The sequence below is a fragment of the uncultured Campylobacter sp. genome (assembly GCF_938045625.1).
Lineage (GTDB): Bacteria > Campylobacterota > Campylobacteria > Campylobacterales > Campylobacteraceae > Campylobacter_A.
The window spans coordinates 20345-35372 of record NZ_CALIAV010000049.1; the positions used below are offsets into that span (position 1 = coordinate 20345).

The window sequence follows — 15028 nt, forward strand, 5'->3', positions numbered from 1 at the left end:
ATGCGATTATAAGCTTTTATTGTGCAGTCTATCTTTAGAAAATTTAAGCAGATGGTTTGCGTTTAGTATTTAGCAACGTCCAAGAAAATATCAATGTATGAAAGTATTTGTGTTGTTTGTTTTTGATTTATAAAGCTACCTCAATACCTCAATACCTCAATACCTCAATACCTCAATACCTCAATACCTCTCCCATACTAAATGTACCACTAAAAATGCAACAAAGAAAAACAAAAGCAATTTTATATGAATGTTTTTGTAAAATAGCAGGTTTTAAAAAATTGTACCACTTTTTATCAAAAGTGTACCATAGTTTAAGAAAAAATTCAAAGAAAGGGAAACTGCAAAAGAGGCGGTTTAAATACCGATGAATAGGGTATTTATGGTGTCACGGGGGAGACTTGAACTCCCGACCTCCGGCTTATGAGGGATTATTGAAATTTGCACCAAATTGCCTAAAAAACGGTATACAGCCAGTATTTCTTTAAATATCTGCTACAGTTTGCTACAATTTTTATCGTATAACGACGATAATGCAATATCTCGTAAAACGAAACGGCATATATCATTTTAGGATAGCCATTCCGCTATATTTAAAGCCGTATTTTGGCAATAAAACCGAATATACAAACTCTATCCGCACAAAACACTTCACTTTAGCGATGAATCATGCTAAGATTTACTCTAGAATTTTTAATATGATTAAAAAGGCGGCTAAGATGAATTTGGGTAGCGAATTTATAGAGCATTTAGTGTTTACGCTTTTGGAAACCAAGGAAGCTAAAAGTATCAAAGAGCATGATTTGCTCGGCAGATATATAAGCATAGACGGACTATTGTCGCTTAATTTATATCTAAAACAAAGCCTTAAGGAAAACAGCTTGCCGGACACGATATCAAGAGAGGTTGACGAGATATGCAAGAAGCTATCTTGCGCCGATATGTCAACCAAGAAAGCTCTAGGTAAAAGACTACTAGAAGCTACTATCGACAACATAAATCATATATCTTATAAAATGTCTAAAAACCAAAAACTGCTAAACGAGAAACAACAAGCCTTTGTGCCGCTGGGCAAAAGACGCCAAGATATAAATTTAAGCAACGATACTAAAAATGAAATAGACCCAGTTGTTAAGAACATGGACGTAAATACTTATCAAGACGATATAGATCTTTTAAAAGATAGCGATCTGGTGCTTCCTTTTACTAAAAAATCATTAAAAAACAGCGTTTCGGAACTAACCGACTCGATAAATGCCCTGGCTAGGCAAAAAGGAGCATTGACGACAAATGATATCTTTAGGTTATTCGGACATAAATTGCTGCCGGATGGGGACGATAGGCTAAGCGGAGATTTAAAATTCGGATACGGCAATCTAGGCGACTCTACTTTAGGAGGTAGCGTTAAGGTGTATAAGGCGAGCTATTATGAAGATAGGGGCATAATTTTAAACGACTCGGAAGAGGGCGACTCGGATGCGGCGCCAGAGCTTGCCGATGCCGATGAGACCGAAGATATTAACGACATTACGTTAAATCAGGCCATTAAATTATCCCAAAGTATTATCGCAGATAGAGCCAAAGCGCTGAGCGAACGGCTAAAATCTAGTAAAACCATAGCCGCCGTAGCAAACGAGCATGAAGCCGGAACGGACGTAATTACTCTTAAAACAGCTTTTAATAATTACGTATCTAACACTAGCGTATCTAGTAGCTGGAGCGACAGCACCCTAGGGCTAGTTAATCACGTAGGAAAGCTTATGTTTATGTACTTTGGCGGCGACTTAGATATTAAAAGCATAAAAAGAGACGATTTGCTCAAATTTAGAAATACCTTGCTCATACTACCGACCAAACTCTCTCAAAACAATCTTTATAAAGGCAAAAACTTAGACGAGATCATAGCTATAGCAAAGGATAAGCCGAAAATCTCTAAATCCACTATCAAAAAATATATAGTTAGAATCTGCGAATTTTTTAAATATTGCTACGACAGCGATTACTTCGCTAAAAATCCCGCCACGGATATTCAAATAACCTTAACCGCCGATGACGTTATAAACAAAAAGCCATACCCAGATAGCGACGTAAACGCTCTTTTAGCCATTGTCGGCGATATCAGGGAAAACGGCGATACGAAAAGTCAAAGGGTAAATAAAGACGAACTGTTTTTCGTAACCCACATCGCGGCGTATTCGGGAATGAGGCTAAACGAAATAATCCAGCTAAATACCGACGATATAATAATCAAAGACGGCGTAGTTTGTTTTAGCTTAAATATGGAGATTGACGTAAATACCGATAGAAGCAAAACTTTAAAAACCAAAAACTCTATAAGAAACGTACCTATTCACCCTAAATTAAAAGATATTGGACTTTTTGAACTAATAGATGATAAAAAGAAATCTGGCGCTAAAAACGGTAAGCCCGTAAGACTATTTAATTGCGACAATAAAGACTTTTCGGAATATTTTAGAAGAAAGATCAACGTAAGGGTAATAAAAGACGATAAAACAAGGACGTTTCATTCTCTTAGGCATACTTTTATAAACAAGCTAATTCAAGGCGGCGAGAGGATAGAGCATGTCGCAGCCCTAGTAGGACATGAACAACAATATAAGATCACCATGGATACTTACGCAGAGCCCGTCAATATGAAAATTTTAAAAAGCTTAGTCGAAAAGATAAATTTTACAGAAGTTAATGAGGAATGGGAACAAAACGAGTAATGCCCTTAAAGTCGAAGGACACAACCTAGTTCTTTGCGTAAGAAGCGAATTTTTTGTTTTTAAAAGCTATGGCAAGCACAAGCATAATCGTTTTATAAATTAAGACGTGCCACGCTTTTACTCCCTTGCCCCTCGTTGCTTTGCTTGCGCGCTTGCGTACCGCAGGCGACTTCTTTTTAGGGGATATGGTATAATGCTTTAAATTAAATTTGAGGAGATAAGATGACCTCTATTAACATACGAACTGATAATAGCAACCTAATAGAGGCTATAAGGGCTATTTTACAGTTAGATCCAAAAGCTAAAATAACCTATGACGACGACCTTGGAGGACTAAGTCTTGCGGATGCGAAGCATTTGCAAGAAATTTCCGACGCAGACGATAGGGGCGAGATAAAATACTATAGCTTTGATGAAATTAGAGAGCGCTCTAAAGAGCATTTACGAAAGCTCGGCGCGTCTTTATAAAAATAGTCCTTTCGGATAAATTCGGTAACGAACTGGAGAGGATACTAAATTTTATCGCTCAAGATAGTCTTAGCAGAGCGACCGAATTTAACGATGTCTTGTATGAAAAAATTCTAGAAATTCCAAGCAGGCCTTATAGTTTTCGTAAGAATAAGCTACTTAAACGAGAGGATACGAGAGACTTAATTTTTAAAGGCTACGCGATAGTTTTTCGTATTAAACCGGGTCAAATTAAAATTCTGTCCATATATAAGCATAATTTGCCGGATTATTAACCGACTGGCATAGGTGTAGCGCATACTCTTAATCATCGCCTCTTAGATAGGGTTTTTGCAAGAGCGGTGAGTCAACGTCGGACTTTTATAAAGAAATAGGTTAAATTACCAGAGTCCGGTTTGGGTTTTTCTACGTGTATATCGGAAATAATTTGGTTTAAGTATAGCTTACCGTCATTTGTTGCTTTAAAATCCTTAAGTAGATTAATGCCCGTTTCTTGAAGTATCATAGTGTAATGGTTATAAATTTCTTTGTAAAGCGCGCAATCTTTAAGCTCAACCGATTTTTCCGAAATTTCATCGGAGTATTTTTTAAAATTTAAAAAAATCTCCTTTTGGGCATGGTTTACATTATCCATATATTTATTAATTTTGGAGTTAATGAAAAAGAGATTGTAAAAAAGTCCAAGAATCGAACAAATAGCAAAGCCTATGCCGACCATCGTTATATCGCGCTTAATAGATAACGTTTTCATTGACTCGGCTGTTTTTTGTAAATTAGGTACGACTTGACTTAAAGATTGGTTTAGTTTTTCAAATTTAGAAATGGGCGAGGAGGCTTTTTCAATAAGATTATCTATCGTCGTTTTTAAATTCGTTAAGCTAGCTTCCAAATCGGCTAAATATTGTTTGGCTTGCGAATCCGAAAATTTCTCGCTAAGTAAATTCGATACGTTAACTTCTATTTGCGAAACAGCGCTTTTAATTTTATCACCAGCATCTATTAAGCTTTGAGATTTTTTATTGAAAGATTGAGATAGTTGGTCGTCAAGCTCTTTGAGTTTTTGCGGTAGGTCTAGGATTTTATGAATCTCTTTGAGGCTTGCAGCCAATGAAATAAGATTGTTTGACGATAAAGCTTGTTTAAGATCGTCCGTAATTGATTTAATTTCGGTAGCTAAGGATTGTAGCTCGGTACAAATTAGCTCCATGCTTTGATATTCTACTTGTTCTTGCATATTATGCTCCTTGCGTCGTCATAGATTTATTTTAATTTTCAGTACTATTTGCGCTAGTTTGTTCGTTACCACAGGTATCCTGCCCCTGAATATTTTTAACTACCTTGAGTCTTTTATTACTACTTTTTCTGCGGGGCTCTTCAATTTTACCGCCGCATTCTACCCATGCGGCGTTAAAGTATCTACGCGGAAATATATAGTTAAATGTCGCATTTATATATTTATATGCCCTTGTCGGATCGGCCCCTTTTTGAATTAGTTTGGTAAGAATTTTCTTAACTCGCTCAAGCTTAAAAAAAGCTTTGGGTGTAAACTTCTCATCCGGAATAAAATTATCAAAAGACTCGTCTAGATTTTTTTCTATTTTAGACAAAGTAGAAAAGGTATCTTTAAGCATCTTTAGTTCGGACTGTTTATTTTCTTTCATTTAAGTCTCCTTGTTTTAGCTTTTAGTATATGTATTATAGCATTTACGAATAATATTTGCAAATTATAATAAAAAGTGATATAATAAGTCGTAGATAAGCATAAAAATATATTGTTTTAGGCACGTCAGCCAAATATCCGACAAATCTTTGCTTCGCAAAGGTCGTATTTGGCGCGTGCCTAGGGGATAGCCCCTAGAACCCCTTATTAAAAACAAAAAGCTATTTTTTGTTTTTAATAATACTAACTATTTAAACTATGCACTATCGTTTATACTTTTAATAGCTAGTATTTTTCGTCGGTTTATATAGTAGTAAAGGAGCTATATAATGTCTAAAAGTAATCAGAATAAACGATACCATCTTGATATTATTCTTGATGATATTTTATTAGAAATAGTATCTGAACGAGCAATGAAGCTTGGAATATCTAAGAGTATGTATGCTAGACGATGTATAGAATTAGAAATACAATCTAGCTTCGGTATAGATAATGATGTAAAAGAACGTCAAAGAAAGCATCTAATGCTCTTAAATAATATTGCAAATAACGTAAATCAAATAGCTAGAGCTAGTAATAAGATCGCCAAAGAATTTTCCGGTAATAGTATTAAAGCCGAATCGTTATTAAAGCACATCCATTATCAACTAAGCGCTATTTTAAAGCTAACAATCAAAGAATGAGTCGTGATTATACGTATAACTAGCGATGCTAAATACGGTATTTCAAACTACCTTAGATACGGTCTAAAGAATGGTTCAGCGATGACTAGAATACAGAAAGATACTGTAATACCTCTCGAAGGAAATCTTGACGTTTTTGAACGGATTGAAAATTTTATGCATACTCATAAAGACTATAAGAGTGGAAACTATTACCACTTAACTCTATCTTTTTCGCAGCAAGATATGGAAAAAATAGATGATATACCAGACGAGTTTCGCCGAGATTTTATGCGTAAACTCGTTCAAGAGACTTTAGATTTTTATTGTAGCGGATATGACCTTAATGAGATAGTATGCTATGCGGAAGCTCATATTGCTAAGATTAAAACAAATGAAAAAGGCGAAAAAAGATTAGATCATATTCACCTTGCGGTAGCTAAATATTCTCCCATGCTGGATAAGGCTATCAGGTTTAGACCGTTTAACTTAGGTATAGATAGCGCATTTCAAACATATCTTTGCCAAAAATGCGATCTAGATTTACCGCAAAACAGTCCAAGATCTAACCGCATAAAACCGTTTAAAACAAAAACGGCTATAACTAGAAAGAATCTAGAAATACTATTTCAAGACGTTAAAAACGAAAAAGAAGTAGTAGATTTATGCTGTCGGCTGGGTTTAGAATATACTAAAGTAAACGGTAAAAACGGTGCGTATTATAAGATTAAAGCAGACGATATGAAAAAGCATATAAGGCTTTACGGCAAAGGGTTTGAGTCCTGTTTTGCGGCCGTAAACCCAAACCATATACCAAAACCTAAGCCAAGTAACAATCTTGAAGTCCTTATTCAAAGACTTAAGGATACTATGGCTAAGGACGTAATAGCGCGCAAAGGTAAAAGGTATATCAAAGACGAAAAAGAAATCACTATGAATCAAGTCGAGATTCAAGCTCCGGCCGAGAATATGAAAATAGCTCAAATACTATCAGATGCCGGCGAATCTAAGCGGCCTGTCAATGAGATAGATGAACAAAAAGATGGCGCAAAATCCGAACTTTTTACTAAAATTTCGGCTATTTCTCCGCTAGAGGCGCTGGAATTTGCGCGTAAAAAAGATTGGCTACCGGCTAATTGCGTCTATAAAGAGAATCTTGAAAATCCTAGTAGATTAGCTAAATATAACGAAAGAACCAAAAGAACTTCGGCTCCAAGTTTGTACGATTTTTTCGTAAGGGATTGCAAGCTAAGTTTGCCTGAGTTAAACGACGTAGTTAATTATCTTTTTGATGAAAAATTTAAACCGCAAACCGTGGACTTGCAAGATAAACTTCCCGTTTTTGAAATAGGAGTTCAAAAGCTACCGCTCGGAGACTTTGATTTAGCGTCAGGCTTTGTTAGCGAAAAAATCGAGTCCATGGACGAGCTTGCAGGCGTAATGAAAAACGAGGTATATTCAAACGCGACGTTTCGCCCTTTAATGCAGACGGATATCAAGAATAAGTATGAGCGGCAGCAGCGAGAGGCGAAGAACGGATATAGGAAGCAAATATCAAAGTATCTAGTAAATAGCGCGTCTCATCTTAAAAAATACGGTTACCGCGGCACGGAGTTTGCAAGTAGCTTTTCTAGCGCTATGTTTTTTGATATAGGGGGCGGTTTAAACGGTGAAATTTGCGGCGTTCCTACCTTAACGCTAGCTCGTCTTACAAAAAAGATCAAAAGCTTGCCTTATAAATCGATGATTGTAGCGACGCAAAGCCGTCAAAGCGATACGGTAACGGATGCAGAAAGCATCAAACAAAAAACTCTTGAAACATCGGCACGAGACGAGTTATCGCCTACCTATGAAAAGAAAAACAGGCGATTAAAAGAAGGGGGCGAAACCGATAAGATACGTCTAGTCGTTTTTGGGGATACGAATTTTAAATTCGGCGTAAAATACAAAGATATCTCTCGCCAAAAGCAGTACGTAAAAAAATGCTATCTTGCCGTCCGCAATAAAATAGCCGAGCTTTTTGATATATCCGAGTACGTAGATAAATATACGAAAGGAGACGTCGCAAGGCTTTATTATCCTTTGGCGCGAGAGGCTTTGGTTTTTAAATATAACGAACCAGGACGCGCCCTTGCTCCGTATCTTAAATTTTTCCAAGAAGTAGAACCTGCGATCAAATCTCAAATAGATACGGACATCTCGCTACAAACCCGAAAGCTAGCCAAAAGGCAAACCCAAAACCTACAAATGCAAAAGATTAAAATAGATACTTCCTCGTCTCGTGAGATTGCCGCCTTGTGCGCTAAATTTAATATCGATGAAGTCGAATTTGCTCCGCTGGCACAAGAAACTAAAGCGCCATACGCAAAAGTCGTCGATTTTACGGCGGTTAATAGCGTAGATTAAAACCGCACTAGAAGCTTATGGACTTAATCCCGAGTTTAACGCCTCAAAGCAAATTTGCCTAACAAACCGCGATAATCTTTATTTAATCATACCCGCAAATAACGGACGAGAGTTAATATACGACTATAAAGAGATGAGCGGTCAAGCGATCGACGTCGCCAGGTTCGTCGAAGAAAACGATCCCGCTTCTAATTTTTTCGATAAATTTAAGAGCTTTGCAATAAAGATAGGACGAGCGACCGACTTTTTTATCAAAAAGAACATCTCTATGGTAGCTAACGCAATAAATGAGGCGCTAGATCAAGGTATCGTAAAGCAGGAGGCGTTAGAATCTAAGGTGTAAAATCATATTTTACTACAGGCAATTTCACTCCTAAAGTACATATGAATTATGGCGCCATATCCGTTGACGGCGAGAGTTTCGAATACGACAGGGATTTAAAATTCGACGACGAAAAAATAGAAAAACTAAATGGTATTCTTTTTGCACAAGATAGTAAAAATGAACGAGACTGATGATTTGCTCGATCACGATCCGAGCACTCCAAGCCGCTACGGTCCGGATTTTTGAAAAACCGATTTAGAAATTTTGGGTTTTACTACTAAAAGCCGTTGTTTTTAGAGTATTTTATCTTTAATCTGCAATTTAAATACCTGGCAATACAACCAATATAAAAATACTGCATCGATAAATATCAAAAATCGGATTTGGAATGTTAATGTCGGCTTCTTAAATTTTGTATAAATTTAAGTAATGACTTTGTATTAAATTTAATAATAATTTAAAATACGTAAGAGTAGAATGCTACTATTCGGAAAAGTTCTTTAGGCTATATAAATTTGCATATGTATTTTTTAAAAAGGATTAAATATGCACGACGCCGCAGCACTTCTAATCGCACTCATTTTTCTAATCGTAAGCTTCTTTGTCGCTTTAATCGCCCCCATGGGCAAACGCAAACTTCTTTGGCTTTTTGCTTGGTTTTTGGTTTTTTTCGGGGATTTGGCGGTTTTTAATTTGGTTAATAAATACTATGTTTTCAAATATGCTGGTATTGAAATTTACAAAAAGCCATTACAACGTGGTTATTATGCCGGCGAAATAGCCAGTAACGTAAATAATTTTTATGCTGGAGAAAAAGTTCTTTTATCTATTGTAAATAATTTTGTAGATTTTGTAGATTTTAAAGAAAAGAATATAGATATAAAAGATGATAAATTTTATAGAGTATATCTTGATGACAATATATCAAAAGATTGCTTTTTGTCAAAAGACAATCTAAATATATATCCTAATACATATTTTTTAAATTTTATATATTCAAAACTTACGAGTAAATGTATAGCAAAAAAAGAAATACTAGAAAATGAAGTTGTAGATATTTCTTTTGTAGATTGTAACAATACTGAATGCCAAAAGCTAGAACAACCCAAAATAGGATTTTTTGGTTCTATAATAGGTATAAAATTTGGTTACGAGGCAATGTTAAAAAATGCTAGTGAAATTGTAGCTGTTAGTAAAAATAGCTACTGTATATATAAAGACAGTAGATTAAATAGTTGGCTACTCAAGATATTATCTTTCGAATTTCATGCATATGATGGTAGTTTATTTGCAAAATACTGTCAGTCAGCAAATATAGACATTGAGAGTATGGGGTATTCTTGTGATATTGAACTTATAAAAAGATATTTTGAAAAATAGTGATTATTTTTAAGGAGAATAAAATGGGAATTAACTTTAAGGAGCTAAAAGCATATTCTGCTTTATCGTGGATTAGTTATGATGACGTAGGAGATTTAAAAAATAAAATACTTAATGGCTACATAGAGAAAGATAATGAGCTATTTAAGAAAAATTATGATAGTAGTGGTTTTCAGGTTACAGCATTTGAAAAAGGAGATGAAATAGTTATTGCTATACGTGGTACTGAAGTTTCGAATGAATTTCTGGATAATCTACTTATTGCTGATGGTAGTTTAGCTTTCAATTCTATTTCTAGTTCTCAAACAAATAGCATGATGGATTATATAAATAGTATAGCGGGCACATTAAGAACTTATAAACAAATGGGGAAAAGTACTACCATAGTCGGCCACTCCTTAGGTGGCACATTAGCTCAAGTGGCTTCAAAAATGTATCCAAATTTATTTGATCACTGCTATACCTTCAACTCTCCTAGTGGAAAAAACTTAGCGTATCCCAAGATTTATAAATATGAAAATGGCTACTATTACATAATGCGTGGTGCACCCAATAAATATTTAAATACACAGATTGGAGAAGCCTTCTATAATTACCAAAATTCCCCTATGACTACATCAGTAACCGATGTAAGAGCCAAGGACGCTTTAAGTCTTATAGCAAACTTACGTTAGTAGGAAAGATTTGGGGATCTCGTAGAAGTTTCAGGCGAAAGCCATTCAAGCGTTGATCTAACTAAAATCCTATACTTCTACGACGAAATGATAAAAAACGGTATCAGGGAAGAAGAAATAACTGATTATCTAAGTGGATTTCTAAGGGTTTAGCTTTATTTGGACACAATGGTAATGGAGTAGAACGGGTTGCCAATAAAACGTTAAATGTTATCAACAAGATAGTAAACGGTAATAATGCCGAGCAAAAAGACATCGTAGATATAGCCATAGATTTTGAGAAAAACGATACTAAATTTAGCATAAATTTGCTACATAGGGATTCGTCGGTCAACTCCTTCTTTCCAAATTCCTCCATCCCGATATCTGCTCTCTACGCCCTAGTTCACCTAAACCCTTTCATAGTTTCTGGCGTAGACTCTCCAGCTTACAAAGAGTTTGAAAAGTATAAAGACGAATACTCGGACGACTATGTAAAAGATAAAGCAAAAATGTTTGAGGCGGCTTTAAAATATCCCGATAAAAAACCCGTAAATTTTAATTACTTTGACATTGAAACCAAAAAAGAACTATATAGCAATCCTGCAGGAAATAGCGACAAGGAAACCGATGTAATATTTGGAGCCAATCTGGACGAAACGATACAAGCTAGGCCCAATTTTAATAACCGCATATACGCCTTGGCCGGTAACGATAGCATAAAAGGCGGCAAGCACGATAACTACATCGAAGCAGGCCCAGGTAACGACACTATAGACCTAAGAAGCTCCAAAGGAGAGAATACCGTATACGGAGGAGTAAATAACGGTAAAGATAGCGATGATGACGGAGACGATACTATTTATGCAGGACAAGGAAAAGATACTATCTACGGCGGAAACGGTAAGGATACCATATATACGGACAATGACGATAAAGAAGACCTTCTATATGGCGGCACTGGCTTTGACACCTACTACGTAGGAGACAAAGACATCATCTTTGATAGCGACGGTAAAGGCAGAGTAGTATTTGAAGGAGTTGAGCTTAAAGGCGGAACATACGATAAGGATAAAGGAGCATACGTAAGTAAAGACGGCTTGATAGAGTATAGACTAAATGAGAGCGGAGACAAATCTACTCTAACCGTTCAAAAAGACGGCAAGAGTATAACCATAAACGAATTTAGCAAAGAAGATAAAAGCCTAGGCGTAGAATTATACGGCGGTAAAATAACGGTATCTATATCGGACTCATCCGCCATAGAATCTGCGCAAACCATGAAATTTGACATATCTCTGGATAGAAAGCTGGAAGGAGAGGAGTATATAATACTAAGAGTAAACGATAAAAAATATTTATTCGGAACTCCTCCCAAAGACGGCAATATAAATGAAGATATGTTCGACAGTATTAGCTCCGACGGTAAAACCATTGTCTATAATTACGAATGGAAAAACGATGAGATACCTCAAGGAGACAGGGATTTTATAGTAGCTCCCGTAGTAGAGGGCGCATCCAATAATTTAACGGTTAATAGCATAAAACCCGCCAAAGGCACCATAAGAGATGATGATAGAAAACCAGACCACAATGATGATCCGGAAGTAGAAGCTTCGCCTATTATAATAGACCTAAACAAAGACGGTACCGCTACATCTAAACTAAACGGAGCCGTAAATTTCGATATAGATAGTAACGGCTTTAAAGAAGCGACCGGGTGGATAAGTAAAGATGATGCATTTTTAGCTTACGATAGAAACGGTAACGGCAAGATAGATAACGGTAGTGAACTGTTTGGAAATCATACGGTATCAAATACTGCTTACGGTTATACGGACGATAAGGCTGTGAATGGGTATAAATTTTTTAAAATATTTCCTTTTGAAATAATTATACGAAATGATAATTTAAATTTAATAGCTGTTTAAGATTATCGATAGTAAGATTTCATTATTAAATATTTTAAATTTGTTTTAGTTGTTTAAAAATATGATTTAAAGGAACAAAATTTGAACACGGCAGATAATCAGACGCAAAATTTAAACTACAATCCTCACAATCCAAATTTAACAAATCCCAGCTCAAAGAAATTTGCGAGGGATTATGATAAGGAGCCGCTGGTTATTAAAGATCATAGCGCTTTGATAATCGTTATCCAGTTTGGTTTGTTGATTTTTGTTCTAGTCGCAGCCCAGCTTGGGATACTAAGCGCATTTGATCTAAAAAAACCGCTAGAAACGGATGATTTCCCCTTCATCGCTATATTTCTTATAGTCATACCGTTTATTAGAGTTATTGAGCGAGATAGCCCTTTTAGCAAGCGTTTTATAATATTTAATCAAAATTCCATATCCATAGAGGTGGATAATATAAGGATTGTTAGGATAAATTTGGATCAAATTACCGATATTTCAAAAAATGCCGATATAAGAAACTCTTTGCCGCCGTATTTTCCGATTTCAAAAGAGTTATTTTATATTTGTATATTCGTCGTTACCCTCGCAATGACGATGTTTATGTTTAATGATTTTATAATCATAGCTATATTGTTTATCGCGATTTTCTTTTTGCCAAAGAGCATTATTTGCGCATTGCAGGGCGGCATATGTTTTAATAGATTACTATATGACCGCTTGGCGATATATTTTAAAGACGGCACGATAATAAATATTTTTATAACCGCAACGCAAGAATATCTAGAAATCAAACGATACTTTTTAATAAATAAAGGTATAAACATAAGCAAGGCAAAAAGTGAATTAATGGTGTTTAGTAAAGGAGATAACAGATGAGTAAAAAAGAATTTAAAGCCCAAATAGAGCTTGACCGTGCTGAGGAAAAACTAATTAATAGTTTATCTAAGGAACAAGAAGAATTATTAAAAAATTCAAGAAAAGTTAATGGTGTTGTAGATCAACTAATAAGTCTGAAATATAAAGATTTTTCTCAACTAAAAGGAGGTGCGGCTTTCATATATGTTATGGGCTCTTCTGTAAAGTAAATATGTTAATAGATAATACCAGCGGGGAATCTAAAATAAAGCAAGCCGTAGGGCTGCTTGTTGATGGCGCTATAGCATATGCTAGTTTCTATATTCCACTTTTTGGTATTGTTACTACAATTTTGTCGCTTAAGGACATAGATCCATCTACTGGTTATAAAGAGTTATACTCGTATCTATTTGAAAGCAAAAAATCTGATGTATTTATAACCCCTAACGGCTTCCTACACGTAACTATGCCTGACGGCACCGTCTATATGCGCCCGGCATCTGAAAAGTTAAAATCGCTATACGGCATAAGCAAAGAACCTAGCGGTATGTTATCAGGCGGAGCCAAATCCGACGTTCTCTTTGGCGGAAACGGCAACGATATATTTGTGGGTCACGGCGGAAACGATATATTTATAGGGGGAGAGGGCAAGGATGATTATTTCATAAACAATAGCTACATAGATATCAAAGATAGCGACGGTAAAGGCAGAGTATTTGACAACGATAATAATCAGCTAAAAGGCGGAACATATAGTCATAGTAAAGGCGATGAAGATATATATATGAACGGAGCAACTGTATATGTATTTAACAAAAAAGATAAAACCCTAAAAATACTTAGCGAAGGTAAAGGAAGCGCTACTATCCAAAACTTCAACAAATACCGTAACGACCTAGGTATAACCCTGCTAGACCCCAAAGATATAACGGTAAGTATATCCGATAACGAATCGGCAGAAGGAGACGATGCTAATCAATCTATGAAATTTAAAGTAAAGCTAAACAGAAAACTTGAAAAAGAAGAAACATTAACTTTAAAAATAAACGATGAAGAGATAGCTTTTAAAGAAAACGACCAAGAAAAAGATTTTACCTATAAATGGAACGGGGACACTATAAAACAAGAGGATAGAGTTTTTAATATAAGCGCTACAGTAGTAGAAAGCAAAACATCCAAAAATCTAAAAGTAAGATATATCAAACAAGGCACCGGTAAAATAATAGACGATGACCGCAATCCTGATCCCGATGACCCCGAAACCGATGCTTCACCTATCGTTCTTGATCTAAACAAAAACGGCATAACATCTACCAAACTCGATAACACGGTGTATTTCGATCATGACAATAATGGTTTTAAAGAAGCAACCGCTTGGATAGAAAAGGATGACGGACTACTGGCACTGGATAAAAACGGTAACGGTAAGATAGATAACGGTAGTGAACTGTTTGGAAATCATACCGTCTCAAATACCGCCTACGGATATACCGATCCCAAGGCAACAAATGGCTATGAGGCCTTAAAAACTTATGATATAAACAATGATAATGTCATAGATGAAAAAGACGAGATATTTAGTAAGCTTAAAATTTGGAAAGATAAGAATTCAAACGGTATAACAGACGAAGGAGAGCTTAGCTCGCTTGCCCATAACAATATCAAAAGTATAGATTTAAACTATAACGAGATAGCTATGGATGAGAATTCAAATATGGTAAAGCAAAGCTCCAAGGTTACTTTAAATGACGATTCTACCATAAATGCCAATGATGTATGGTTTAAGGTAAATTTGGATAAAACAAAAGAAGAAGATATAAATATCCCGCTTGAAATAAGATCTCTTCCTAAGATCAAAGCATTCGGAAATTTAAATTCCCTTCAAGTAGCGGCAAGCAAGAATGATACTTTAGCTGCTATGATAAATCTATATCTGATGCTAAACCCCGAAGACAGAAAGAAGCACATAAA

14 protein-coding genes are annotated in these 15028 nt (G+C 35.7%); 12 read left to right on the top strand and 2 right to left on the bottom strand.

Annotated features, from left to right (window positions below):
- The first annotated feature begins 533 nt into the window (after window positions 1-533).
- The 3 genes from Q0386_RS04715 to Q0386_RS04725 all read left to right on the top strand — a co-directional run bounded on the left by Q0386_RS04715 (window position 534) and on the right by Q0386_RS04725 (window position 3472).
- Window positions 534-2729, top strand: a complete 2196-nt coding sequence (locus tag Q0386_RS04715; protein ID WP_299027779.1) for a site-specific integrase — start codon at window positions 534-536, stop codon at window positions 2727-2729.
- Window positions 2730-2951: 222 nt separating this feature from the next.
- Window positions 2952-3197 (top strand): hypothetical protein, encoded by a 246-nt coding sequence (locus Q0386_RS04720; RefSeq protein WP_299027781.1) that lies wholly within the window; start codon window positions 2952-2954, stop codon window positions 3195-3197.
- Window positions 3198-3199: 2 nt separating this feature from the next.
- A complete protein-coding gene (locus Q0386_RS04725; RefSeq protein WP_299027822.1) occupies window positions 3200-3472 on the top strand; it encodes a type II toxin-antitoxin system RelE/ParE family toxin in 273 nt (90 codons plus the stop codon).
- Window positions 3473-3543: 71 nt separating this feature from the next.
- Here the strand turns inward: Q0386_RS04725 and Q0386_RS04730 are convergent, their stop codons facing one another.
- Both Q0386_RS04730 and Q0386_RS04735 read right to left on the bottom strand, forming a co-directional pair.
- Window positions 3544-4431: a hypothetical protein gene (locus Q0386_RS04730; RefSeq protein WP_299027783.1), complete on the bottom strand. Its 888-nt coding sequence runs from the start codon at window positions 4429-4431 to the stop codon at window positions 3544-3546.
- 31 nt (window positions 4432-4462) lie between these two features.
- Window positions 4463-4858, bottom strand: a complete 396-nt coding sequence (locus Q0386_RS04735; protein ID WP_299027784.1) for a hypothetical protein — start codon at window positions 4856-4858, stop codon at window positions 4463-4465.
- Between the two features lie 328 nt (window positions 4859-5186).
- Here Q0386_RS04735 and mobC point away from each other — a divergent pair, with 328 nt between their 5' ends.
- The 9 genes from mobC to Q0386_RS04780 form a co-directional block, all read left to right on the top strand.
- Complete coding sequence (gene mobC / locus Q0386_RS04740; RefSeq protein ID WP_299027787.1) at window positions 5187-5540, top strand: plasmid mobilization relaxosome protein MobC; 354 nt, start codon at window positions 5187-5189, stop codon at window positions 5538-5540.
- Window positions 5541-5765: 225 nt separating this feature from the next.
- Window positions 5766-7925 (top strand): hypothetical protein, encoded by a 2160-nt coding sequence (locus Q0386_RS04745; protein WP_299027792.1) that lies wholly within the window; start codon window positions 5766-5768, stop codon window positions 7923-7925.
- A gap of 133 nt (window positions 7926-8058) precedes the next feature.
- The gene (locus Q0386_RS04750) at window positions 8059-8268 is read left to right on the top strand and encodes a hypothetical protein (protein ID WP_299027795.1); all 210 of its coding nucleotides are present in this window, start codon (window positions 8059-8061) and stop codon (window positions 8266-8268) included.
- A 528-nt stretch (window positions 8269-8796) separates the two neighbouring features.
- On the top strand, window positions 8797-9630 hold the full coding sequence (locus Q0386_RS04755) for a hypothetical protein (protein ID WP_299027799.1): 834 nt from the start codon (window positions 8797-8799) through the stop codon (window positions 9628-9630).
- A 23-nt stretch (window positions 9631-9653) separates the two neighbouring features.
- The gene (locus tag Q0386_RS04760; RefSeq protein WP_299027803.1) at window positions 9654-10304 is read left to right on the top strand and encodes an alpha/beta hydrolase-fold protein; all 651 of its coding nucleotides are present in this window, start codon (window positions 9654-9656) and stop codon (window positions 10302-10304) included.
- 308 nt (window positions 10305-10612) lie between these two features.
- Window positions 10613-12214: a calcium-binding protein gene (locus Q0386_RS04765; protein WP_299027807.1), complete on the top strand. Its 1602-nt coding sequence runs from the start codon at window positions 10613-10615 to the stop codon at window positions 12212-12214.
- 81 nt (window positions 12215-12295) lie between these two features.
- A complete protein-coding gene (locus tag Q0386_RS04770) occupies window positions 12296-13078 on the top strand; it encodes a hypothetical protein (protein WP_299027810.1) in 783 nt (260 codons plus the stop codon).
- Entirely contained in the window at window positions 13075-13287 is a 213-nt protein-coding gene (locus Q0386_RS04775; RefSeq protein ID WP_299027813.1) for a hypothetical protein, read from the top strand. Before Q0386_RS04770 ends, Q0386_RS04775 begins: the two co-directional genes overlap by 4 nt.
- Before the next feature lie 236 nt (window positions 13288-13523).
- A partial coding sequence (locus tag Q0386_RS04780; protein ID WP_299027816.1) for a hypothetical protein occupies window positions 13524-15028 on the top strand: 1505 nt, incomplete at its 3' end.

Excerpts from the sequence above, each read along its gene's own strand:
- Q0386_RS04715 (WP_299027779.1), top strand. The coding sequence starts at position 534 with ATGCAATATCTCGTAAAACGAAACGGCATATATCATTTTAGGATAGCC.
- Q0386_RS04720 (WP_299027781.1), top strand. The coding sequence starts at position 2,952 with ATGACCTCTATTAACATACGAACTGATAATAGCAACCTAATAGAGGCT.
- Q0386_RS04730 (WP_299027783.1), bottom strand. The coding sequence starts at position 4,431 with ATGCAAGAACAAGTAGAATATCAAAGCATGGAGCTAATTTGTACCGAG.
- Q0386_RS04735 (WP_299027784.1), bottom strand. The coding sequence starts at position 4,858 with ATGAAAGAAAATAAACAGTCCGAACTAAAGATGCTTAAAGATACCTTT.
- mobC (WP_299027787.1), top strand. The coding sequence starts at position 5,187 with ATGTCTAAAAGTAATCAGAATAAACGATACCATCTTGATATTATTCTT.
- Q0386_RS04745 (WP_299027792.1), top strand. The coding sequence starts at position 5,766 with ATGGAAAAAATAGATGATATACCAGACGAGTTTCGCCGAGATTTTATG.
- Q0386_RS04750 (WP_299027795.1), top strand. The coding sequence starts at position 8,059 with ATGAGCGGTCAAGCGATCGACGTCGCCAGGTTCGTCGAAGAAAACGAT.
- Q0386_RS04755 (WP_299027799.1), top strand. The coding sequence starts at position 8,797 with ATGCACGACGCCGCAGCACTTCTAATCGCACTCATTTTTCTAATCGTA.
- Q0386_RS04760 (WP_299027803.1), top strand. The coding sequence starts at position 9,654 with ATGGGAATTAACTTTAAGGAGCTAAAAGCATATTCTGCTTTATCGTGG.
- Q0386_RS04775 (WP_299027813.1), top strand. The coding sequence starts at position 13,075 with ATGAGTAAAAAAGAATTTAAAGCCCAAATAGAGCTTGACCGTGCTGAG.